This is a genomic window from Mogibacterium kristiansenii (genome assembly GCF_009695905.1).
Classification (GTDB): domain Bacteria; phylum Bacillota; class Clostridia; order Peptostreptococcales; family Anaerovoracaceae; genus Mogibacterium_A; species Mogibacterium_A kristiansenii.
The window spans coordinates 129,397-149,086 of the sequence record NZ_VUNA01000002.1 but is presented as its reverse complement, the minus strand read 5'-3'; the positions used below and the strand labels follow the sequence as shown (position 1 = coordinate 149,086).

12 protein-coding genes are annotated in these 19,690 nt (G+C 50.8%); all 12 read left to right on the top strand.

Going from position 1 to position 19,690, the window contains the following annotated elements; all coding sequences use genetic code 11:
- The first annotated feature begins 163 nt into the window (after positions 1 to 163).
- The 12 genes from ileS (at position 164) to FYJ65_RS01790 (ending at position 19,688) form a co-directional block, all read left to right on the top strand.
- A complete protein-coding gene (gene ileS, locus FYJ65_RS01845; RefSeq protein WP_154553648.1) occupies positions 164 to 3,289 on the top strand; it encodes an isoleucine--tRNA ligase in 3,126 nt (1,041 codons plus the stop codon).
- The gene (gene rlmN, locus FYJ65_RS01840; protein ID WP_154553647.1) at positions 3,289 to 4,323 is read left to right on the top strand and encodes a dual-specificity RNA methyltransferase RlmN; all 1,035 of its coding nucleotides are present in this window, start codon (positions 3,289 to 3,291) and stop codon (positions 4,321 to 4,323) included. The genes ileS and rlmN overlap by 1 nt, the downstream gene beginning before the upstream one ends.
- An 89-nt stretch (positions 4,324 to 4,412) precedes the next feature.
- Positions 4,413 to 5,423, top strand: coding sequence for a phosphate acyltransferase PlsX (gene plsX, locus FYJ65_RS01835; RefSeq protein WP_154553646.1), 1,011 nt, complete (start codon positions 4,413 to 4,415; stop codon positions 5,421 to 5,423).
- Entirely contained in the window at positions 5,424 to 6,113 is a 690-nt protein-coding gene (gene rnc, locus FYJ65_RS01830) for a ribonuclease III (protein WP_154553645.1), read from the top strand.
- Between the two features lie 3 nt (positions 6,114 to 6,116).
- On the top strand, positions 6,117 to 9,671 hold the full coding sequence (gene smc / locus FYJ65_RS01825; protein ID WP_154553644.1) for a chromosome segregation protein SMC: 3,555 nt from the start codon (positions 6,117 to 6,119) through the stop codon (positions 9,669 to 9,671).
- A gap of 21 nt (positions 9,672 to 9,692) precedes the next feature.
- A complete protein-coding gene (gene ftsY / locus FYJ65_RS01820) occupies positions 9,693 to 10,589 on the top strand; it encodes a signal recognition particle-docking protein FtsY (RefSeq protein WP_154553643.1) in 897 nt (298 codons plus the stop codon).
- Positions 10,582 to 11,904, top strand: a complete 1,323-nt coding sequence (gene der, locus FYJ65_RS01815; protein ID WP_154553642.1) for a ribosome biogenesis GTPase Der — start codon at positions 10,582 to 10,584, stop codon at positions 11,902 to 11,904. The genes ftsY and der overlap by 8 nt, the downstream gene beginning before the upstream one ends.
- A gap of 2 nt (positions 11,905 to 11,906) precedes the next feature.
- Complete coding sequence (gene plsY / locus FYJ65_RS01810) at positions 11,907 to 13,250, top strand: glycerol-3-phosphate 1-O-acyltransferase PlsY (protein ID WP_154553641.1); 1,344 nt, start codon at positions 11,907 to 11,909, stop codon at positions 13,248 to 13,250.
- Between the two features lie 5 nt (positions 13,251 to 13,255).
- On the top strand, positions 13,256 to 14,578 hold the full coding sequence (miaB, locus tag FYJ65_RS01805) for a tRNA (N6-isopentenyl adenosine(37)-C2)-methylthiotransferase MiaB (RefSeq protein ID WP_330650759.1): 1,323 nt from the start codon (positions 13,256 to 13,258) through the stop codon (positions 14,576 to 14,578).
- The gene (locus FYJ65_RS01800; RefSeq protein ID WP_154553639.1) at positions 14,575 to 15,294 is read left to right on the top strand and encodes a site-2 protease family protein; all 720 of its coding nucleotides are present in this window, start codon (positions 14,575 to 14,577) and stop codon (positions 15,292 to 15,294) included. Before miaB ends, FYJ65_RS01800 begins: the two co-directional genes overlap by 4 nt.
- Before the next feature lie 144 nt (positions 15,295 to 15,438).
- The gene (clpB, locus tag FYJ65_RS01795; protein WP_154553638.1) at positions 15,439 to 17,958 is read left to right on the top strand and encodes an ATP-dependent chaperone ClpB; all 2,520 of its coding nucleotides are present in this window, start codon (positions 15,439 to 15,441) and stop codon (positions 17,956 to 17,958) included.
- A gap of 95 nt (positions 17,959 to 18,053) precedes the next feature.
- A complete protein-coding gene (locus FYJ65_RS01790) occupies positions 18,054 to 19,688 on the top strand; it encodes a putative polysaccharide biosynthesis protein (protein WP_154553637.1) in 1,635 nt (544 codons plus the stop codon).
- Positions 19,689 to 19,690 lie beyond the last annotated feature (2 nt).

The following is a 19,690-nucleotide window of genomic DNA, read 5'->3' as shown; positions in this document are numbered from 1 at the left end:
CCTGCATTTGCTTTAATTGTTGACTTTTAATAAATTTTATACTATATTGTATTAGTTAGAAACTAATTTTAGATTGGGTCAAAAGAAGTATGATTCTCCGGAAGCCTCCGAATAATCGCATTTCTTTTTATTCATTCAATAAATCGACGGAAGGAATTGGAACATGTTTGAGAATTTATCAGAAAAATCCGTCGCAGAAACCCAGGAGGAACAGGTCAATCATTGGAAAGACATTGACCTTCTGGACCGCTGCGTAAAGGAAAGAGAAGATTGCCCAAGCTTCGTCTTTTTCGAAGGACCACCGACAGCAAACGGCAAGCCGGGTATTCACCACGTTATGGCGAGAACTCTGAAGGACTCCATTAATCGGTACAAGACGATGAAGGGATTCCAGGTTAAGAGAAAGGCCGGATGGGATACCCACGGACTGCCGGTTGAGATTGAGGTTGAGAAGCAGCTGGGAATGAACGGAAAGCAGGACATCGAGAAGTACGGCATTAAGGAATTCAACGAGAAGTGCCGTGAGTCCGTATTCAAGTACACTAGCATGTGGACGGATATGTCCGACCGCATGGCATACATGGCGGACCTGGATGATCCGTATATTACATACAAGAACGATTATATTGAATCCGGCTGGTGGATTCTGAAGAAGTTCTTCGATGCCGGACTGATTTACGAAGGTCACAAGGTACAGCCGTACTGCGCTCGCTGCGGAACGGGTCTGGCTTCCCACGAGGTTGCACAGGGTTACAAGGAGATTTCCGTACTGACCGTAACTTGCAAGTTCAAGCGCAAGGGCATGGACAACGAGTACTTTCTGGCATGGACCACCACACCGTGGACCCTGCCGTCCAACGTGCTGATTACCGTTGGTCCGGAAGTGGATTACATCCGTGCAAAGATGCTGGAAGGACCGGAAGAAGGCAACGTGCTGATTGTCGCTCAGGCTTTGGCAGACAAGGTGCTGGGAGAAGGCAAGTACGAAGTTCTGGAAACCATGAAGGGTAAGGATCTGGAGTATCAGGAATACGAGCAGCTCATGCCTTTCGTAAAGATGGAAGACGGAGACAAGAAGGCGTTCTTCGTTGCATGTGCGGATTATGTCAGCACCGAGGATGGTACCGGTCTGGTTCACACCGCTTATGCATTTGGTGAAGACGACTACAACACATGTCGTCGCTACAACGTTCCGTTTGCAAGACCGGTAGACGAGAAGGGCAGATTTACCGAGACTCCATGGGCCGGCCGCTTCGTAATGGAAGATGGTCTGGATGTTGAGATTCTCAAGTATCTGGCAGGGGAGAACAAGGTATACTCCAAGCAGAAGATGGTCCACAACTATCCGCACTGCTGGAGATGCGGCACTCCGCTGGTTTACTATGCAAAGCCGGGCTGGTATATCGAGATGAGCAAGCTGAAGGATCAGCTGGTAGAGAACAACAACACCGTGAACTGGTACCCGCCTTTCGTCGGCGAGAAGCGTTTCGGCAACTGGCTGGCAGAAGTCAAGGACTGGGCAATTTCCAGATCCAGATATTGGGGAACTCCGATTCCAATCTGGCGTTGTGAATGCGGTCACCTGGAATGCATCGGCAGCAGAGAAGAATTGAAGGAAAAAGGCATCGAAGCCGTTGATCCGGAGACCATCGATCTGCACCGTCCGTACGTGGATGACATTCATCTCACTTGTCCGGAATGCGGTAAGACCATGACCCGTATCCCGGAAGTTATGGACTGCTGGTTCGACTCCGGTGCGATGCCGTATGCTCAGTGGCACTACCCATTTGAGAATAAGGAACGCTTCGAGAAGGAGCTGTTCCCGGCAGACTTTATCTGCGAAGGTATCGACCAGACCAGAGGTTGGTTCTACTCCTTGATGGCGATTTCCACATTCATCATGGGAAGAGCACCGTACAAGAACGTACTGGTTAACGACCTAATCCTGGATAAAGAAGGAAAGAAGATGTCCAAATCCAGAGGAAATACGGTTTCTCCGTTTGAACTGCTGGACAAGTACGGCGCAGATGCGTTGAGATGGTACCTGGTATCCACCTCTCCGGCATGGACCCCAACCCGGTTCGATGAGGACGGCGTTAAGGAAGTAGTCAGCAAGTTCTTCGGAACCCTGAAGAACATCTACAACTTCTTCGTGCTGTACTCCAACTTGGAGGATTTGGATGTGGCATCCCTTCAGGTTCCGTACGAGAATCGTCCGGAGCTGGACCGCTGGATTATTTCCAGATACAACAAGTGCATCCGGGAAGCCACCGCTGCACTGGATTCCTATGAGCATATGAGAATGGTTCGCACCATCAACGATTTCGTCGTAGAGGATCTGTCCAACTGGTACATCCGCCGGGCGAGAAGAAGATTCTACACAGAAGAGATGAATGAGGATAAGAAGAGTGTATTCGCCACAACCTACGAGATTCTGGTGGGTGTTGCGAAACTGATTGCACCGATTGCACCATTCATTTCCGATGAGATGTACATCAAGCTCACCGGAAAAGAAACCGTTCACACCGCATACTATCCGGAAGCAGATGAGAATCTGATTGACGAGAAGGTTGAGGAGAGAATGGGTCTGGTAAAAACGCTGGTGAACTTGGGCCGTGGAACCCGTGAAAAGGAAAAGCTGAAGGTTCGTCAGCCGCTTCAGGAAGTCATCATCGACGGAAGCTACGAATCCATCATCAGCGACCTGGTTCCGCTGATTCAGGAAGAACTCAACGTAAAGAACGTTGTATTTGAACCGGAACTAGATAAATACATGAACTTCTCCATCAAACCAAACTTCCGTGAAGCCGGAAAGGCATTGGGCAAGAACGTCAAGGAATTCGGCAAGAAGCTGGCAGAATGCGATGCCAAGAAGCTGATTGCGGAAGTTCAGGGCGGATCCGTAACCATGAACCTGGGCGGCGAAAACTACGAGATTCCGGAAAATTACCTGGATGTACGTATTTCCGCAAAGGAAGGCTTCGTGGTTGGCATGGAGAACAACGTATTTACCATTCTGGAAACCACTCTGACACCGGAACTGATTGATGAAGGATATGTTCGTGAAATCATTTCCAAGGTACAGCAGCTGAGAAAGCAGCACGACTTTGAGATGATGGACCACATCCGAATCTATCTGGCTGCGGACGAAGAGATTCAGAATGCCGTTAACGGAGCGAAGGACCATATCATGTCTGAGACGCTGGCAGACGAGATCGTTGCGAAGGAAGGCATCGAGGTATTCGATATTAACGGTCACGATACCGGCATTGCAGTAGAAAGAGTATAATGAACAATTCAAATACAGAATTAAAGAATATACTTGGAAACGATCCCGACGAATTAGTCGGGGTCGTTTCTGAGTTGGGTGAAAAAAAGTTCCGGGCGAAGCAGCTTTTCCGGTGGCTGTCGAAAGGGGTTTGTGACTTTGATGAAATGAGCAACCTGTCGAAAACCTTTCGAGAGAAACTAAAAGAGCATTACTGCATCGATATTCCCCGGGTGATATACGACCAGCAGTCCCGCACCGACGGCACGCGCAAGTGCCTCTTCGAATTCCGGGACGGAAGCCGGGTGGAATCTGTATTTATGAAATACAGCTATGGAAATTCCATCTGTATCTCATCCCAGGTAGGCTGCCGGATGGGGTGCACTTTCTGTGCATCCACACGAAAGGGGCTGGACCGAAGTTTGACGGCGGGAGAGATGCTGGCCCAGGTATTGGCCATGCGAAACCTGACGGGAGAGGACATCAACCACGTGGTGATGATGGGCATCGGCGAGCCCTTCGACAACTATGAAAACATGGCCGGTTTCCTGAAACTGATTCATCATCCCGACGGATACAACCTCAGCTATCGAAACATTACCGTGTCCACCTGCGGCGTGATTCCGGGAATTCGAAAGTTCATGGGGGATTTCCCTCAGGTAAACCTGGCCATCTCCCTTCATGCACCGAATGAGGCGATTCGCCGGCAGTCCATGCCGGTGACTCGCAAGTACGGATACGATGAGCTTATGGAAGTCTGCCGGGAATATGCGAAGGTTACCGGCAGACGGATTACCTTCGAGTACGCCTTAATTGATGGGTTTAACGACTCGAGGGAGAATGCGCTGGAACTGGTGGATCGGCTGAAGGGCTGGCAAACCCACGTGAATTTGATTCCGCTGAACAAGGTAGAGGGTACCGGTTACGATACGCCGAACAGAGAGTCGGTGCAGCGCTTCCGCAGAATCCTGGAAGAGAATCACGTTGCGGTGACGGTTCGACGGACTTTGGGTGCCGATATCGATGCGGCTTGCGGACAACTTCGCCTGCGCTAACGTTCTTTTATAGATTATAAAAGACAAAGACCAAAGAAGTGTGATATAATATCACATTAGGTTTTGTTGAACAAAAACAGGAGAAAACTATGAATATTATGATTGACGGCATGGGAGGAGACCATGCACCGGAGGAAATCGTAAAGGGTGCCGTTCAGGCGGCAAAGGAGATTTCCGGTACCGTTTCCATCATCGGCCGGGAGGAGCGCATCAACGAGTGCCTGCAGGCCCTGAACTGGAACGGAGATAATATTGAAGTCGTAAATGCAACGGAAGTGATTTCCAACAACGAGTCGCCGGCGATGGCGGTTCGGAAGAAGAAGGATTCTTCCATCTCTAAGGGAATGCGCATGCTGAAAGAAGGGGAAGTGGATGCATTCATTTCCGGCGGAAGCACCGGCGCACTGCTTTCTGCGGGCTTGCTGATTCTGGGAAGAATTCGCGGCATCAAGCGACCGGCAATCGCAGCGTTCTTTCCGAAGATCGGCATGAACGATACATCCCTGATTCTGGATTGCGGCGCCAATGCGGAGTCCCGTCCGGAATACCTGCTTCAGTACGGCATTATGGGAAGTATTTTTGTGGAAAAGGTGAAAGGCATCGAGAATCCGGAAGTGATGCTTCTGAACGTGGGCGCGGAAGAAGAGAAGGGAGATCCTCTTCACAAGGAATCTTTCGAGCTCCTTCGAAATGCGGACATCAATTTCAAGGGAAATTGCGAAGGCCGAGATGTGCCGTTCGGATGCTGTGATGTTGTGGTAACGGACGGTTTCTCCGGAAACGTGTTCCTGAAAAGTTCCGAAGGCGTGGCTCTTGCGGTGATGAAGCGCATTAAGCAGAAGATGACGGAAGGCCTTGCGGCAAAAGCCGGCGCGCTGTTGTCCTACAACAAGCTGAAAGAAATCAAGAAAGAGTTCGACTACTCCGAAGAGGGGGGTGCTCCAATCCTTGGACTGAAGGGCCCGGTATTGAAGATTCACGGAAGCTCCAAGGCGAATGCCGTATACAATGCAATCTTAAAGGCGGTTCCGTATGTGGAACAAGACGTTACCGCACTGATTGAGAATGCGATTACGGAAAAATCTTCGGGAGAGGAATAGATGAAGGATTACTCAGTCCTGGAACGCAATCTGGGATATTCTTTTCAAGATAAAAAATTGCTGGCTCATGCTCTAACGCATAGTTCCTATGCTTCCGAGCATGATTTGGCGTATTCGGAAAATAACGAACGGCTGGAGTTCATCGGAGACGCGTATCTGGATGCCATCATCGGAAACAAGCTGTACGAGGTAATGCCGAATCAGCCGGAAGGGGTCCTTTCCAAGACCCGCGCTAATATTGTCTGCGAGCGTTCGCTGGCGACCATTGCCCGGAATGTCGGGCTGGGCGACTTTCTTTTTCTGGGAAACGGGGAAGAGATGTACGGCGGCCGGGAGAAGGATTCCATTCTGGCGGATGCGGTGGAAGCCATCATCGGTGCGATTATTCGGGAGAGCGGTTACGACTGCGCGGACCGGGTGGTGCTGAAGCTGTTCGAAGAGAATATCTTGCTGGCGCTGCAGGGAAAACTATATCATGACTATAAGACCGCTCTGCAGGAGAAGCTGCAGGAGCGATATAAGAATGTAAGAATCCAGTATGAACCGGTTTCGGAAAGCGGGCCGGATCATCGAAAGGTTTTTACGGTGCAGGTAAAAGTAGACGATGCCGTTCTGGCGACCGGTTCCGGACACAGCAAGAAAGCGGCGGAACAGGAAGCAGCCAGAAAAGTGCTGATGAAAGGGGTTTAATCATTGCAATTTAAGCGAATCGAGATGCAGGGTTTCAAGTCTTTTGCGGACCCGGTCTGCATTGAACTGAATGATGGAATCACCTGTATCGTCGGCCCGAACGGCAGCGGAAAGAGCAACATCAGCGATGCCCTTCGATGGGTGTTGGGAGAGCAGAGCCCGAAGCAGCTTCGAGGCAACAAGATGGATGAGGTTATTTTTGCCGGAACCACCAGCCGGAAGCCGAAGGGGATGGCGGAGGTATCTCTGGTTGTCGACAACTCTTCCGGAATGCTGCCGGTTGACTATAACGAGGTGGCGGTAACGCGAAGGATGTACCGCTCCGGAGAGAGCGAATATCTGATTAACGGAAACAACTGCCGCCTGAAGGATGTAAGGGAACTGTTCATGGACACCGGAATCGGAGTTGACGGATATTCTATTATCGGTCAAGGTAAGATTCAGGAGATTGTCAGCACCAAGCCGGAGAACCGACGGGAGATTTTCGAAGAGGCGGCGGGAATCGTTTCCTACAAAACCCGCAAGCAGGATGCGGAGCGGAAGCTGGTGTCTGCATCGGACAATCTGGAACGTGTCCGCGATATCATTTCGGAAATTGAAGACCGCATCGGCGGCCTTAAGGAGGATTCCGAGAAAGCTCAGGAATATATCCGGCTCCGAGATCGGTATAAGGTGCTGGCGGTGAATATCATCCTGCACAGCATCGGAAACCTGGAACGCAATGTAGAAAGCGGAAAGACCGAGCTGGAGGAACTGACGCGGGAATACAATGAATTGCTGGAGCAAAAATCAGCGCTTGACCGTCAGGTGGAAGAATGCCGTATTCGGGACGCAGAGCTCAGCCGGCAGTACGAGGAGTGTAATCGGCAGCTGCGAGAGAAGACGGAAGAACTGAACCTGATTACCAATCGGGGACAGATTAACTCCGAACGGCTGAACAATATTGAAACCAATTTAAATCGCCTTCAGGAAATTATTTCCGACACGACGGAGAAACTGGACGATTTAAAGAAAAAGCGGCAGTCCATGGAAAAGGATGCCGACGAGCTGGAGCAAACCGAAAGAGAATATCGCCGGGAGCTTCAGGATGCGGTGGTGCGCTTGAACGAGCGAACCAAGAAAACCGGAATTCTCCGGGAGCGCATCGAACAGAACCGGGAATCCGCGATGGATATGGGAAATAAGAACGTATCCAGGCAGGCGGAAATCAACACATTAAAGAATTATCAGAAGACCCTGCGAGACCGTATGGAGCAGATTTCGTCGGAGAGTGAAGGACGGGAAGAGCAACTTCAGCAGAACCGGGCACGCCTGGAGGAGATGGAGACTGCTTTTACGGAAAAAGTAGAGGAGCAGGAAAATCTTCGCCGTACGGTGGAATCCCACACGGAGGAGATTCACCGCTATGAGGAGAAAATCGCGGCAGCGTCCAAGAGGCTGGAAGAAATTCTACTTCAGGTGAATCGTCGGACGGCGCGGCGGAATACCATCGAAGAGATGGAAAATAACTACGAAGGATACAACAACGCGGTTCGAGCGGTGATGCAGAAGAACCTTCGGGGCGTGATTGGGACGGTGTCCGAGCTGATGTCGGTGCCGGACGGATATGAGCTGGCGATTGAAACCGCATTGGGCGGTGCCATGCAGAACATCGTGTGCGAGGACGACCGCTCCGCAAAACAGGCCGTGGAATGGCTGAAGTCCACTCGGGCGGGAAGAGCCACATTCCTCCCAATTGCGTCGATTCACAGCCGTCCGATATCGCCGGGAGCGGCAGAGCACATGGATGGATATCTAGGCATTGCTGCGGAAATGATTGATTTTGAGCCGGCGTATCGGGATATTTACGGATACTTGCTGGGCCGGGTAATCCTTGCCGACAACATGGACTGTGCCGTAGCGATTTCAAAGCGAGCGCCGGGCGGTTTTCGAATCGTGACCCTGGAAGGAGAAGTTATTTCCTCCAGCGGTGCCATTACCGGCGGAAGATATCGGAATAAATCCGCCAATCTTCTGGAGCGAAAGAAGGAAATTGCTGCACTGGACCGGGAAATTGAATCTCTTCACGCATCTCAGAAGAAGGGAAAAGCCTTCCGGGAGGAATGCGTTCACTCCCGGGATGCGGCGAGGGAAGAGCGAAAGAAGCTGACGCAGCGGCTTCAAGAACTGGAAGTCCAGCTCAACGTATTAAAGAGCGAGAAGGATCACGCCGAATCCTTGGTAAAAGAAAGCGATACCGCGACCTCCCGCTATTCCGAGGAACTGGAGAATATACAGGATGATTTGAAGCGGGCGGAGGACATGATTCTTCGTTACAAGAATCAGATTGACGAAGCGGAAAAAGAAATTCTACGCATGGAAGATGAGTCGGAACAGCTGAGTGCAGATGTGGAACGGTACTCTTCGGATTCCGAAGAGTGTCAGGAACAGGTGGTTTCCTACAAGGTTCGGCTCGGTGAACAGGAACAGAAGATTCTGGCCATGAACGAGACCATTGAGCGAATCATCGACGACATTACCGAACAAGAAGATGCGTTGAATTCCGCCGAAGAAGAGTACGAAGAGCAGAACCGACAGCGACTGCTGCTCACCACTTCCGGAGCGGAGTCCGACGAAAAGGAAACCGCTCTGAAAGCGGAAAAGAAAGCGCTGGAAGACCGAGAGGTTCAGCTGACCGCAGATATGGACCGGAATCGGTTGGATCAGGAGCGCGGAATCGAGAATCAGAAATCCATATCCCGAAATGTCACAGACATGCAGGATCGGAAATATAAGCTGGAAATTAAGAATGCGAAGAACGAGACACTGCTTGCTTCTCAGAAGGATAAGCTGTGGGATGAATTCGAGATGTCCTACGCGGAGGCTCTGGAACTGCGTTCCGAGGATTTTGCCATCACTTCCGGCAACAAAGAAGCCCGGGAGATTCGGCTGCGTATGGCGGAGCTGGGCGACGTCAACATTTCTGCAATTGAAGAGTACCGAAATGTGAGCCGTCGATATGAATTCATGACCACCCAGGAATCGGATCTGACCAAGGCCATGGATGAACTGCAGGGCATTATCCGGAGCATGGACCGAACCATTCGGGAACGGTTCAAGGATAATTTCGAACGAATCGAAACGAATTTTGAGAGCACCTTCCGAGAGCTTTTCGGCGGCGGTCATGCGGAACTCAGTTTGGAGGATGAACAGAATCCGTTGGATTCCGGAATCGATATCATCGCGCAGCCGCCGGGGAAATCGTTAAAGAACATCAACCTGATGTCCGGTGGAGAGAAAACCATGACCGCCATTGCACTGATGTTCGCGGTACTGAAGACGAAACCGACGCCGTTCTGCATTCTGGACGAGGTGGAAGCGGCATTGGACGAAGCGAATATTGAGCGCTTCTCGGATTATTTAAAGAATTTCCATGAAATTCAGTTTGCAATTATCACCCACCAAAAGGTGACGATGGAACATGCGGATGTGCTATATGGTGTAACGATGCCGGAACAGGGCATTTCCCGGATGCTGTCTCTCAAATTGGAGGATGCGCGGGAATTGGATCTGGACTAACCGGAACAGTGAGGAACAAAAATGGGTATTTTTAAAGAAAAATCAACCTTTGCGAAATTTAGAGAGAAGATTACCAACGTAATCGTGGGCAACCCGAATCTGGATGAGGATTTTCTGGATGAGCTGGAAGAATCCCTAATCATTTCGGATATCGGAATTGATACCACCGAGAAGATTATGGAACAGCTCCGGGAACGGGTGAACGCCCGCTACATTACGAAACCGGAGGAAGTGCAGAAGGCGTTGGAAAGCGTTATCGCGGATCTGGTGGATAAGGGGGAACGAAATCAGCTGTGTAAGGAAAACCCGCTGATTATCCTGATGATTGGCATCAACGGCGGCGGAAAGACCACATCCATCGGAAAAATTGCCAACCTGTGCCAAAAATCCGGCCGGTCTGTCATGCTGGCGGCGGCGGATACCTTCCGTGCGGCGGCGGCGGAACAGCTGCAGCAGTGGGGCGAGCGAATCGGCGTGAGAGTTATTCGTCACGAAGAGGGCACGGACCCATCGGCGGTAATCTACGACTCGATTCAGGCCGCAAAGGCAGCGGGAACGGACGTGCTGATCTGCGATACGGCGGGCCGTCTTCAGAATAAAAAGAACCTGATGAAGGAATTGGAGAAGATGAACCGAATCATCGACCGGGAATATCCGGAAGCGCACCGAGAGACGTTGCTGGTGCTGGACTCCACCACCGGTAAGAACGCGGTGAGTCAGGCGCAGGAGTTCTCGGAAATTGCGGAGATTACCGGGTTGGTTTTGACCAAACTGGATGGAACGGCCCGGGGCGGAATCGCCATCACGGTGACGGATCAATTCGATATTCCGATTAAGTATATTGGCGTTGGCGAAGGTATTGATGATCTGTTGGAATTCGATCCAACACAATTTGCGGAGGAGATATTCGATGAGTAAACCAATTCTAGCGGTCGTAGGACGGCCGAATGTAGGAAAATCCACATTTTTCAACCGTATTATCGGAGAACGAAAGGCCATTGTGGAGGACGTGCCGGGCGTTACCCGGGACCGGATCTATGCGGAGACGGAATGGAACGGACGAGAGTTCGCCATCATCGATACCGGCGGTATCGAGGCCAGCACGGACGATCCGATTCTCTCCCAGATGAGAGACCAGGCGGTGGTTGCCATGGATATGGCGGACCTGATTCTGTTCATGGTGGACGGAAAAGAAGGCCTCACCACGGCGGACATCGAGGTAGGGGCAATCCTGCGCCGTACCGGAAAGAAAGTTATTCTCGTGGTGAATAAGATTGACAATCCGTCCAAGATGCCGGATACCATCTACGATTTTTATGAACTGGGTCTGGGCGAGCCGATTCCGATCAGTTCGGCGAATATGCTGAACATCGGTGACCTGCTGGATGAAATCGTGTCCGGTTTCCCGGACAAAGATTACGAGGCAGACGAGGAGAACATCAAGCTGGCCATCATCGGAAAACCAAACGTGGGCAAATCCTCTTTGGTGAACGCACTGACTAAAGAAAACCGTGTGATTGTATCTCCAATCGCCGGCACCACCCGGGACTCCATCGACACTCCGTTCAGTTTTGAGGGAAATGATTTTACCCTGATTGACACGGCGGGACTTCGGAGACGAAGCAAGGTGTACGACTCCATCGAGAAATTCAGCGTCATCCGCGCTATCGCGGCCATTGAGCGCTGCGATATCTGTATCCTGATGATCGATGCCATGGAGGGCATTACGGAGCAGGACAAAAAAATCGCAGGTATTGCCCACGAGGCCGGCAAGGGCATGATGATCGTCATCAATAAATGGGATCTGGTAGAGAAGGAAACCAACACCATGCGGGACTACGAGCGAAAGGTTCGTGCCGAATTGCTGTTCGCTTCCTACGCACCGATTCTGTTCACCTCGGTTCTTCAGGGGCGCCGAATCTACGATATTCTTCGAAAAGCAGCTGCTATTCAGGAAATCCGCATGAGAAGAATCACCACCGGCAAGCTGAACAACCTGATTGAAGATGCGGTGATGATGCGTCAGCCGCCGTCGGACAAGGGCAAGAGACTGAAGATTTATTATGCAGCACAGATTGGGGTTGCGCCGCCACTGTTCTCCTTCAATATCAACTCCAGAGAATTGATGCATTTTTCCTATGCTCGTTATCTGGAAAACAGACTGAGAGAAGCCTATGATTTCGAAGGAACATCGGTGAAATTTGTGTATAACGAGAAAAAAGGAGACAATTAAGGATGCCGTTTCAATTTAAAATCATTATTGTTGCGATAGTATCGTATTTTCTGGGAAATATCTCCCCGGCCATCTTGGTGGGTCGGCTTCACGGAATCGATATCCGGAAAGAGGGCAGCGGAAACGCGGGAACCACCAACGTGCTTCGGGTGCTGGGGGTGAAAGCGGCAGTGGCAACTCTCGCCATTGATGTGTTGAAGGGATACGTTGCGGTGCGTATCGGTTTGAATTACGGAGATATCGGTGCCATGATTGCATTCATTTGCGTAGTGTACGGTCATATTTTTCCGGCCCTATATAAATTCAAGGGCGGAAAAGGGGTGGCCACATCCCTGGGTGCGGCACTGGCTCTGGATTGGCCCAGCGCCTTTGCACTGATTCTGATTGCGATTGCGGTAACCGCACTGAGCCGAAAGATGTCCCTGGGGTCCATCACGGCGGCGGTATCCTATCCGTTCTTAATTGAATACTATTACTCGTCGGTGCTTCCGATGGCCGTCGTATTGGCGGTTACGGTAATCGTAATGCACCGCTCCAATATTCAGCGTCTGATTCGCCGGGAGGAACCGTCTCTCAGCTTCGGCGGTAAAAACAAAAAGGAAGATGCGGAAAGAACCGAGTCAAAAGCGGAAGCTCCGGAGGCATCGGGTGCATTCGAAAAAGCGGAGGAACCGAGCCCCCAGCCGGTTGTTTTCGAAAACAGCTGCGAAGGAAAGTTAGAAGCGGTTCCGGAGGAGAATCCGGAAGAAGAAAATCCGGAAGACGAGGCTTCGGAATCTCCGGAAGAACCGATGGATTACTTCAGTGACGTGACGATTCCAAAGATGCGGGAAAGTGACCGGAAGCGGATTGCGGTGATCGGCGAAACGCCTTCGGCCCTGGCCCTGGCCAACCGGCTTCTGTATCAGGCACACAACGTGGTGTTCTACGTTCGGAATAAAGAAGAAATGCATCACCTGACGGATACCCGTCATTCGGATTTACTGCCGGACATCCTGTTGTGCAAACGACTTCGTTTTACGGCAAACGCGAAAACGGCGGTCCACAGCCGCAGCTGCATCATAATGGATCCGGCGGACGAAGCGGCATGGAAGAAATGCGTGAAGCTGATGGGGAAAACCGAGCAGACCGTTGTCCTGGTGCTGGGCGATGCAGCGGAAGAACTTCCGGAAGAACTGCGGGCCCATCGAATCATATACCTGGAGAAGCCGGAGACAGCGAATGCCTTGACCCACAACGAGGATGTGACCATGAATGCCCGGTCCAAGGACAAAGATGCGCTGAAAACCGTGGAAGAAATGCTGCGGGATGAGACATTTAGAATTAAAACGATAGAAGAGGAATGAGTCTTTTGAGCAAGAATTATCACATTATTACCTATGGCTGTCAGATGAACGAGCACGATTCGGAGAATATCGCCGGAATGCTGGAAGCACTGGATTACAGCCATACCCCGAATCCGGAAGAAGCGGATGTTGTGGTGATGAATACCTGCAGCGTTCGGGAACATGCGGACAAGCGTTTCTTCGGAATGTTGGGACAATTCAAGAAGCAGAAGAAAAACAACCCGGACTTTATTATTTGCGTTTGCGGATGCATGCCGCAGCAGCCGCACATTGTGGAGGAAATTCGGAAGAGCTTCAGCTGGGTAGACATCGTGTTCGGTACCCAGACCATTGCGGAATTTCCGAACCTGCTGATGGAGCGGATTCGCACCGGAAAGAAGCAGTTCTCAATCATCGCCAACAACGAAGAGATTCCGGAAGAAAAGGAATCGAAGCGGGAATTCAAGCACAAGGCACTGGTGAATATTACCTATGGGTGCAACAATTTCTGCACCTACTGCATCGTTCCGTACACCCGCGGACGGGAGAAGAGCCGGTCCCTTCGGGCGGTAAAGCAAGAAATCATCAACCTGGTGAAAGACGGCGTGAAAGAAGTGATGCTGCTGGGACAGAACGTGAACTCCTTCCGAGATGCGGACGGAAACAACTTTGCGGCACTGATTCGTTCTTTGGATGAAGTGGAGGGACTGGAACGAATTCGCTTCATGACGTCCCATCCGAAGGACCTTTCCGACGAGCTGATTGCCTGCTTCGGAGACTGCAAGAAGCTGTGTCACAACATCCATCTCCCGGTTCAGTCCGGCAGCGATGAGGTGCTGAGACGCATGAATCGACACTACAATCGGCAGCGATACATGGAAATCGTGGAAAAGCTTCGGGCGACCTGTCCGGACCTTTCCATCTCTACGGACATCATCGTGGGATTCCCGGGGGAGACGGAAGAAGATTTTCTGGACACGCTGAGCCTGGTGCGGGAAGTGGAGTACGACTCCGCCTTTACTTTTATCTACTCCCCGAGAGTGGGTACTCCTGCGGCTAAATACGACGATCAGATTCCGGAGAAGATCAAACACGATCGATTTGACCGATTGGTAGAGGACGTGAACCGCTGCTCGGCGAAAAAGAATTCCGAATACCTGGGAAGAATTGTTACCGTTCTAGTGGACGGTCCCAGCAAGAACGATACCGGCGCATGGTCCGGCCGTACGGACACCTTTAAGCTGGTAAACTTCACATCGGAGGAACCGTTGACGGAAGGACAGATGGTTTCGGTTCGCATCACGGAGACGAAGACATTTAGTCTGGATGGAGAGAAGGTGGACGCATGAAAAATCGTATGAAACAACTGGGCATTCTGCTGGTCATCCTGCTGATGGTAAACATCGCTCAGAACGGGCTGTCCAATCCGAAGACCTATTTCCTCAATATGCTGATTGCTCTGCCGGGAATCGTCATCGGCCTGTCTTTCCATGAGTTCGGTCACGCATTTGTGTCCGACCGCCTGGGTGATCCGACGCCGAGAACGCAGGGAAGGGTAACGCTGAACCCGCTGGCGCACTTCGATCCGGTAGGATTCCTGGCGCTGATGTTCTGTGGATTCGGATGGGGCATCCCGGTGGAAGTCAATTCGAGATACTATAAGCATCCGAGAAGGGATGAGCTGCTGGTATCTTTGGCCGGGGTGGTAATGAATCTAATTGTCGCCATCGTATTCAGCTTCATCGTTCACTTCGTGTACATCAACGTACCGTATGATAAGCTGTCCGACGGAACTCTTATGGGAACGCTGTTTAACATACTCTTGCAGGTGGTTATCGTCAACGTGGTATTGATGGTATTCAACCTGATTCCGGTTCCGCCGCTGGACGGTTTCGGCATTATCACGGAAATTTTTAACCTGCGGGAAAAGAACTTCTACTATACGCTGTACAACTACGGCTTCCCGATTCTCATGATTCTGCTGATTGTGGGTGTGGTGGATAAGATACTTAATCCGATGGTAAACGGCGTCTATGCACTCTTGCTGCAGTATATTATTTTATAGAATTAGAATTTCACAGAATCTTCACAAGAATTGTTAGCACTCGACACAGTCGAGTGCTAAATTTTTATTGTAAGCAAAAAGGGCAACCAATCAATCAAGGATTGTTCATATAAATGAAAACTAAATTCACGGAGGTGAAGTGGAATGAAAATTGAAAAGTATACGCAGAAGATGCAGTCGGCAGTGATGGATGCACAGAACCTGGCCATGTCCTACGGCAACCAAGCCATCGAAGTGGAACATCTGCACTACGCCATCGTCAGCGATCCGGACGGCTTGATTGCAAAGCTTCTGGAAGCGATGAACGTCAACGTCTCTTCATATAAGGAGGATCTGAAACAAAGTCTGGAGAAACTGCCAAAGGTCAGCGGCGGCGAGGTATATCTTTCGACGAAGCTGAACAAAGTGCTGATGAATGCGGAGAGCATTGCATCCGAATTTAAAGATGAATACGTAAGCGTGGAACACGCCTATCTGGCCATTCTCCGGGCCGGCGACAACGAAACGGAACAGCTGATGCGTCGATACGGCATTCACAAGGATGAGTTTCTGAAGGCGCTTACCATGGTTCGAGGAAACCAGCGGGTAACCAATCAGAATCCGGAAGACAGCTACGATGCTCTCAATAAGTACGGTATCGATCTGGTAGAATCCGCTCGAAAGGGAAAGCTGGATCCGGTGATCGGAAGAGACAAAGAAATCCGCCGGACCATCGAAATCCTGTCCAGACGGACCAAAAATAATCCGGTACTGATTGGTGAACCGGGTGTAGGAAAAACCGCCGTTGTTGAGGGATTGGCACAGCGAATCGTAAACGGAGATGTTCCGGAGAACCTGAAGGACAAGACCATCTTTTCCCTGGATATGGGATCTCTGATTGCCGGTGCGAAATACCGGGGTGAATTCGAGGAACGGCTGAAGGCGGTTCTGAATGAAATTGACAAGTCCGATGGCAAGATTATCCTGTTCATCGATGAAATTCATAACATTGTAGGTGCCGGAAAAACGGAAGGTTCCATGGATGCCGGAAACCTGCTGAAGCCAAAGCTGGCTCGAGGCGAGCTTCACTGCATCGGCGCCACCACTTTGGATGAGTACCGGAAGTACATCGAGAAGGATGCGGCATTGGAGCGCCGTTTCCAGAAGGTAATGGTGGATGAGCCGAGCGTTGAGGATACCATTTCTATTCTGCGTGGTTTGAAGGAAAAGTTTGAAATCCACCATGGCGTTCGAATTCAGGATAATGCACTGATTGCCTGTGCCACCCTGTCCAACCGGTACATCAGTGATCGGTTCCTTCCGGATAAGGCCATCGATCTGATGGATGAAGCAGCGGCACGAATCCGGACCGAAATCGATAGCATGCCGGCGGAACTGGATACCATTTCCCGTAAAATCATGCAGCTGGAAATTGAGAAGCAGGCTTTGTTGAAAGAAGAAGATAAGGGCAGCAAGACTCGACTGGAAACGATTGAAAAGGAACTGGCCGACTTGCAGTCAGAAAACAACGAACTGCGGGCAAAATGGGAAAATGAAAAGCAGGGGATTCAGAATCTGAAAGCAAAGAAACAGGAACTGGAAGAACTGCGTCACGAAATTGAAACCGCAGAACGGAGTTACGACCTGGAGAAACTGGCCAAACTGAAATACGGCGACCTTCCGAAGCTGGAGAAGGAAATCGATGCGCTGAAGGAAAAGGTCAATAAGGACCAGGAACACAAGCTCCTGAAAGAAGAAGTAGGAGAAGAAGAGATTCGGGAGGTTATTTCCGACTGGACCGGAATTCCGGCTTCCCGTCTGGCAGAGACGGAAAGAGAGAAACTCCTGCACTTGAAAGACATTCTTCATCGACGGGTCATCGGCCAGGACGAAGGCATCAATGCGGTTACCGAAGCCATTCTTCGGGCAAGAGCCGGTTTAAAGAATGAAAACCGTCCAATCGGTTCCTTTATTTTCCTGGGGCCGACAGGTGTTGGTAAGACGGAGCTGGCAAAAACACTTTGCGAAACCCTGTTCGATACCGAAAAGAACCTGATTCGAATCGATATGTCGGAGTACATGGAGAAGCATTCTGTGTCCCGTCTGGTAGGAGCGCCTCCGGGGTATGTTGGTTATGAAGAAGGCGGACAGCTGACGGAAGCGGTACGGAGAAAACCGTACAGTGTTATCCTGTTCGATGAGATTGAGAAGGCACATCCGGATGTATTCAACCTGCTGCTGCAGCTGCTGGACGATGGCCGGCTGACGGACAACCAGGGCCGGACCGTGGACTTTAAGAACACGGTTATTATCATGACATCCAACCTGCCGCAGGAGCAGCTTCACAGCTTCTTCCGGCCGGAATTCTTGAACCGAATCGATGATATCGTGGTCTTCCAATCACTGACTCAGGATGAAATTGAGAAGATTGTGGGCTTGACCATGAAGTCTCTGGAAAAGAGATTGGCCGACCGGGATATGAAGGTGGAAATGACACCGGAAGCTACCCATCTGATTGCGATGGAATCCTACGACGAAGTCTACGGCGCTCGTCCGGTCAAGAGATACATCCAGAAGCACGTTGAAAACGAGATTGCAGAACTGATTATCCGAGGCGACCTGACAGAGGGTCACACCGTTCGGGTGGACGAAGCAAATAGTAAATTGAATTTTTCTGTTCAATAGTCTATAATGAAATGGATAATGTAAACTGAAATAGGGGAGACATCTCCTATTTCAGTTTTTGTAGTTTAATTTAAGACACAAGGTGGTTTAATAATTTGAGTAAAAATAAAAGCAATTCCTTTGCCAAAAACGTACTGATGCTGATGGTGGCACAGCTGGTCATCAAGCTCCTGGGCTTAGTGTACCGACTGGCCATTACCAATATTCACGGGTTCGGCGATCTGGGAAACGGTTACTATTCGGCCGGATATCAGGTATACGCCGTTCTGTTGGTACTGTCCTCCCAGGGAATTCCGGGCGCGGTCTCCAAGCTGGTATCGGAGCGAACGGCTCTGGGCGAATACAACAATGCTCATCGGGTGTTCAAGATTTCATTGGTGGTATTCGGTGCCATCGGATTGGCGTGCTCCTTGCTCCTGTACTTCGGAGCGGATGTCATTGCCGGGAATATCATGCACGTGCCGCCGGTAGCCTATGTGCTGCGGGTGTTGGCACCGGCTATTTTCTTCGTCTGCGTATCCGCCGTTATCCGGGGATATTTTGCGGGCTTAGGTACCATGGGGGCCAGCAGCATTTCTCAGTCCTTGGAACAGTTCTTCAACTGCGTGCTGACCATCCTGTTCGTCTATGCCACAATCGGCAGGGATGCGTACATCATGGCGGCGGCAGGGAATGTATCCACCACGCTGGCGGTGCTGATTTCCTTCTCCTACTTGATTCACTATTATCGAAAATATATCGGGGAATACCGGATGAAATCCGACGATGCGGTGAAGACCGACCGGAAGAGCAACAGGCGCATGGCGAAGCTGATTTTCTGGACGGCGATTCCGCTGACCATCGGATCCGTCATTTCCGTCGTAACTGCTTTTATCGATACGGTAACCGTGAGCAACTGCATTCAGATTGCGTTTAAGGGAATTCTGGGCAGCAAGCAAGCTTTGGAGGAAGAGGCGATGCGGGCGACGGGAATTCTGTCCAAGGTGGACACCCTGACGAATTTGCCGCTGGCGGTGAACCTGTCCTTCTATTCGGCGCTGATTCCGGAAATCACTTCGCTGCTGACGAAGAAGGATTACAGACAGGCGGCGGAGAAGATTTCCATGTCCGTCACCGTCTCCATGCTGATCATCATTCCGTGTGCGGTGGGCTTTACGGTGCTGGCGGATCCGATTCTCCGGCTGCTGTATCCCAATGCGCCGGACGGGGCACTGGTGTTCCAGCTTTCTGCGGTGACCATGATTCTGGTGGCGGTAAATCACACGCTGCAGGGATCGTTGTTCGGTCTGGGACGGATGTATACGCCGGCGGTGGCGCTGCTCACCGGGGCGGTGGTGAAGATCGTTCTGAATTTGATTTTAATCAGCAATCCGAAAATCGGCATGTACGGAGCACCGATCAGTTCCTTTGTCTGCCAGCTGATTGCTTTTATCATCATATACGTTACGCTGAAGAAGTCCATCACCATTCGCATGAACAAAAGAAAGTGCATTGCGGTGCCGGTGATTTCCGGCGGCGTGATGGGTGCGGTGATTCTGATTGCGTACCGTCTGCTCAGCGGTGTGCTTGGAAATGCCGTCACCACGCTGCTGTGCATCCTGTTGGGTGCGATCATCTATGCTTGGATGATTCTGGTACTGAAGATGTTCACCAAGGACGAGCTGATGAATATTCCGATGGGCGGAAAAATATATGCTGTTGCACATAAACTGGGAATTTATAAGGAGTAAAG

Excerpts from the sequence above, each read along its gene's own strand:
- rlmN (WP_154553647.1), top strand. The coding sequence starts at position 3,289 with ATGAACAATTCAAATACAGAATTAAAGAATATACTTGGAAACGATCCC.
- plsY (WP_154553641.1), top strand. The coding sequence starts at position 11,907 with ATGCCGTTTCAATTTAAAATCATTATTGTTGCGATAGTATCGTATTTT.
- rnc (WP_154553645.1), top strand. The coding sequence starts at position 5,424 with ATGAAGGATTACTCAGTCCTGGAACGCAATCTGGGATATTCTTTTCAA.
- plsX (WP_154553646.1), top strand. The coding sequence starts at position 4,413 with ATGAATATTATGATTGACGGCATGGGAGGAGACCATGCACCGGAGGAA.
- ftsY (WP_154553643.1), top strand. The coding sequence starts at position 9,693 with ATGGGTATTTTTAAAGAAAAATCAACCTTTGCGAAATTTAGAGAGAAG.
- der (WP_154553642.1), top strand. The coding sequence starts at position 10,582 with ATGAGTAAACCAATTCTAGCGGTCGTAGGACGGCCGAATGTAGGAAAA.
- FYJ65_RS01800 (WP_154553639.1), top strand. The coding sequence starts at position 14,575 with ATGAAAAATCGTATGAAACAACTGGGCATTCTGCTGGTCATCCTGCTG.
- ileS (WP_154553648.1), top strand. The coding sequence starts at position 164 with ATGTTTGAGAATTTATCAGAAAAATCCGTCGCAGAAACCCAGGAGGAA.
- clpB (WP_154553638.1), top strand. The coding sequence starts at position 15,439 with ATGAAAATTGAAAAGTATACGCAGAAGATGCAGTCGGCAGTGATGGAT.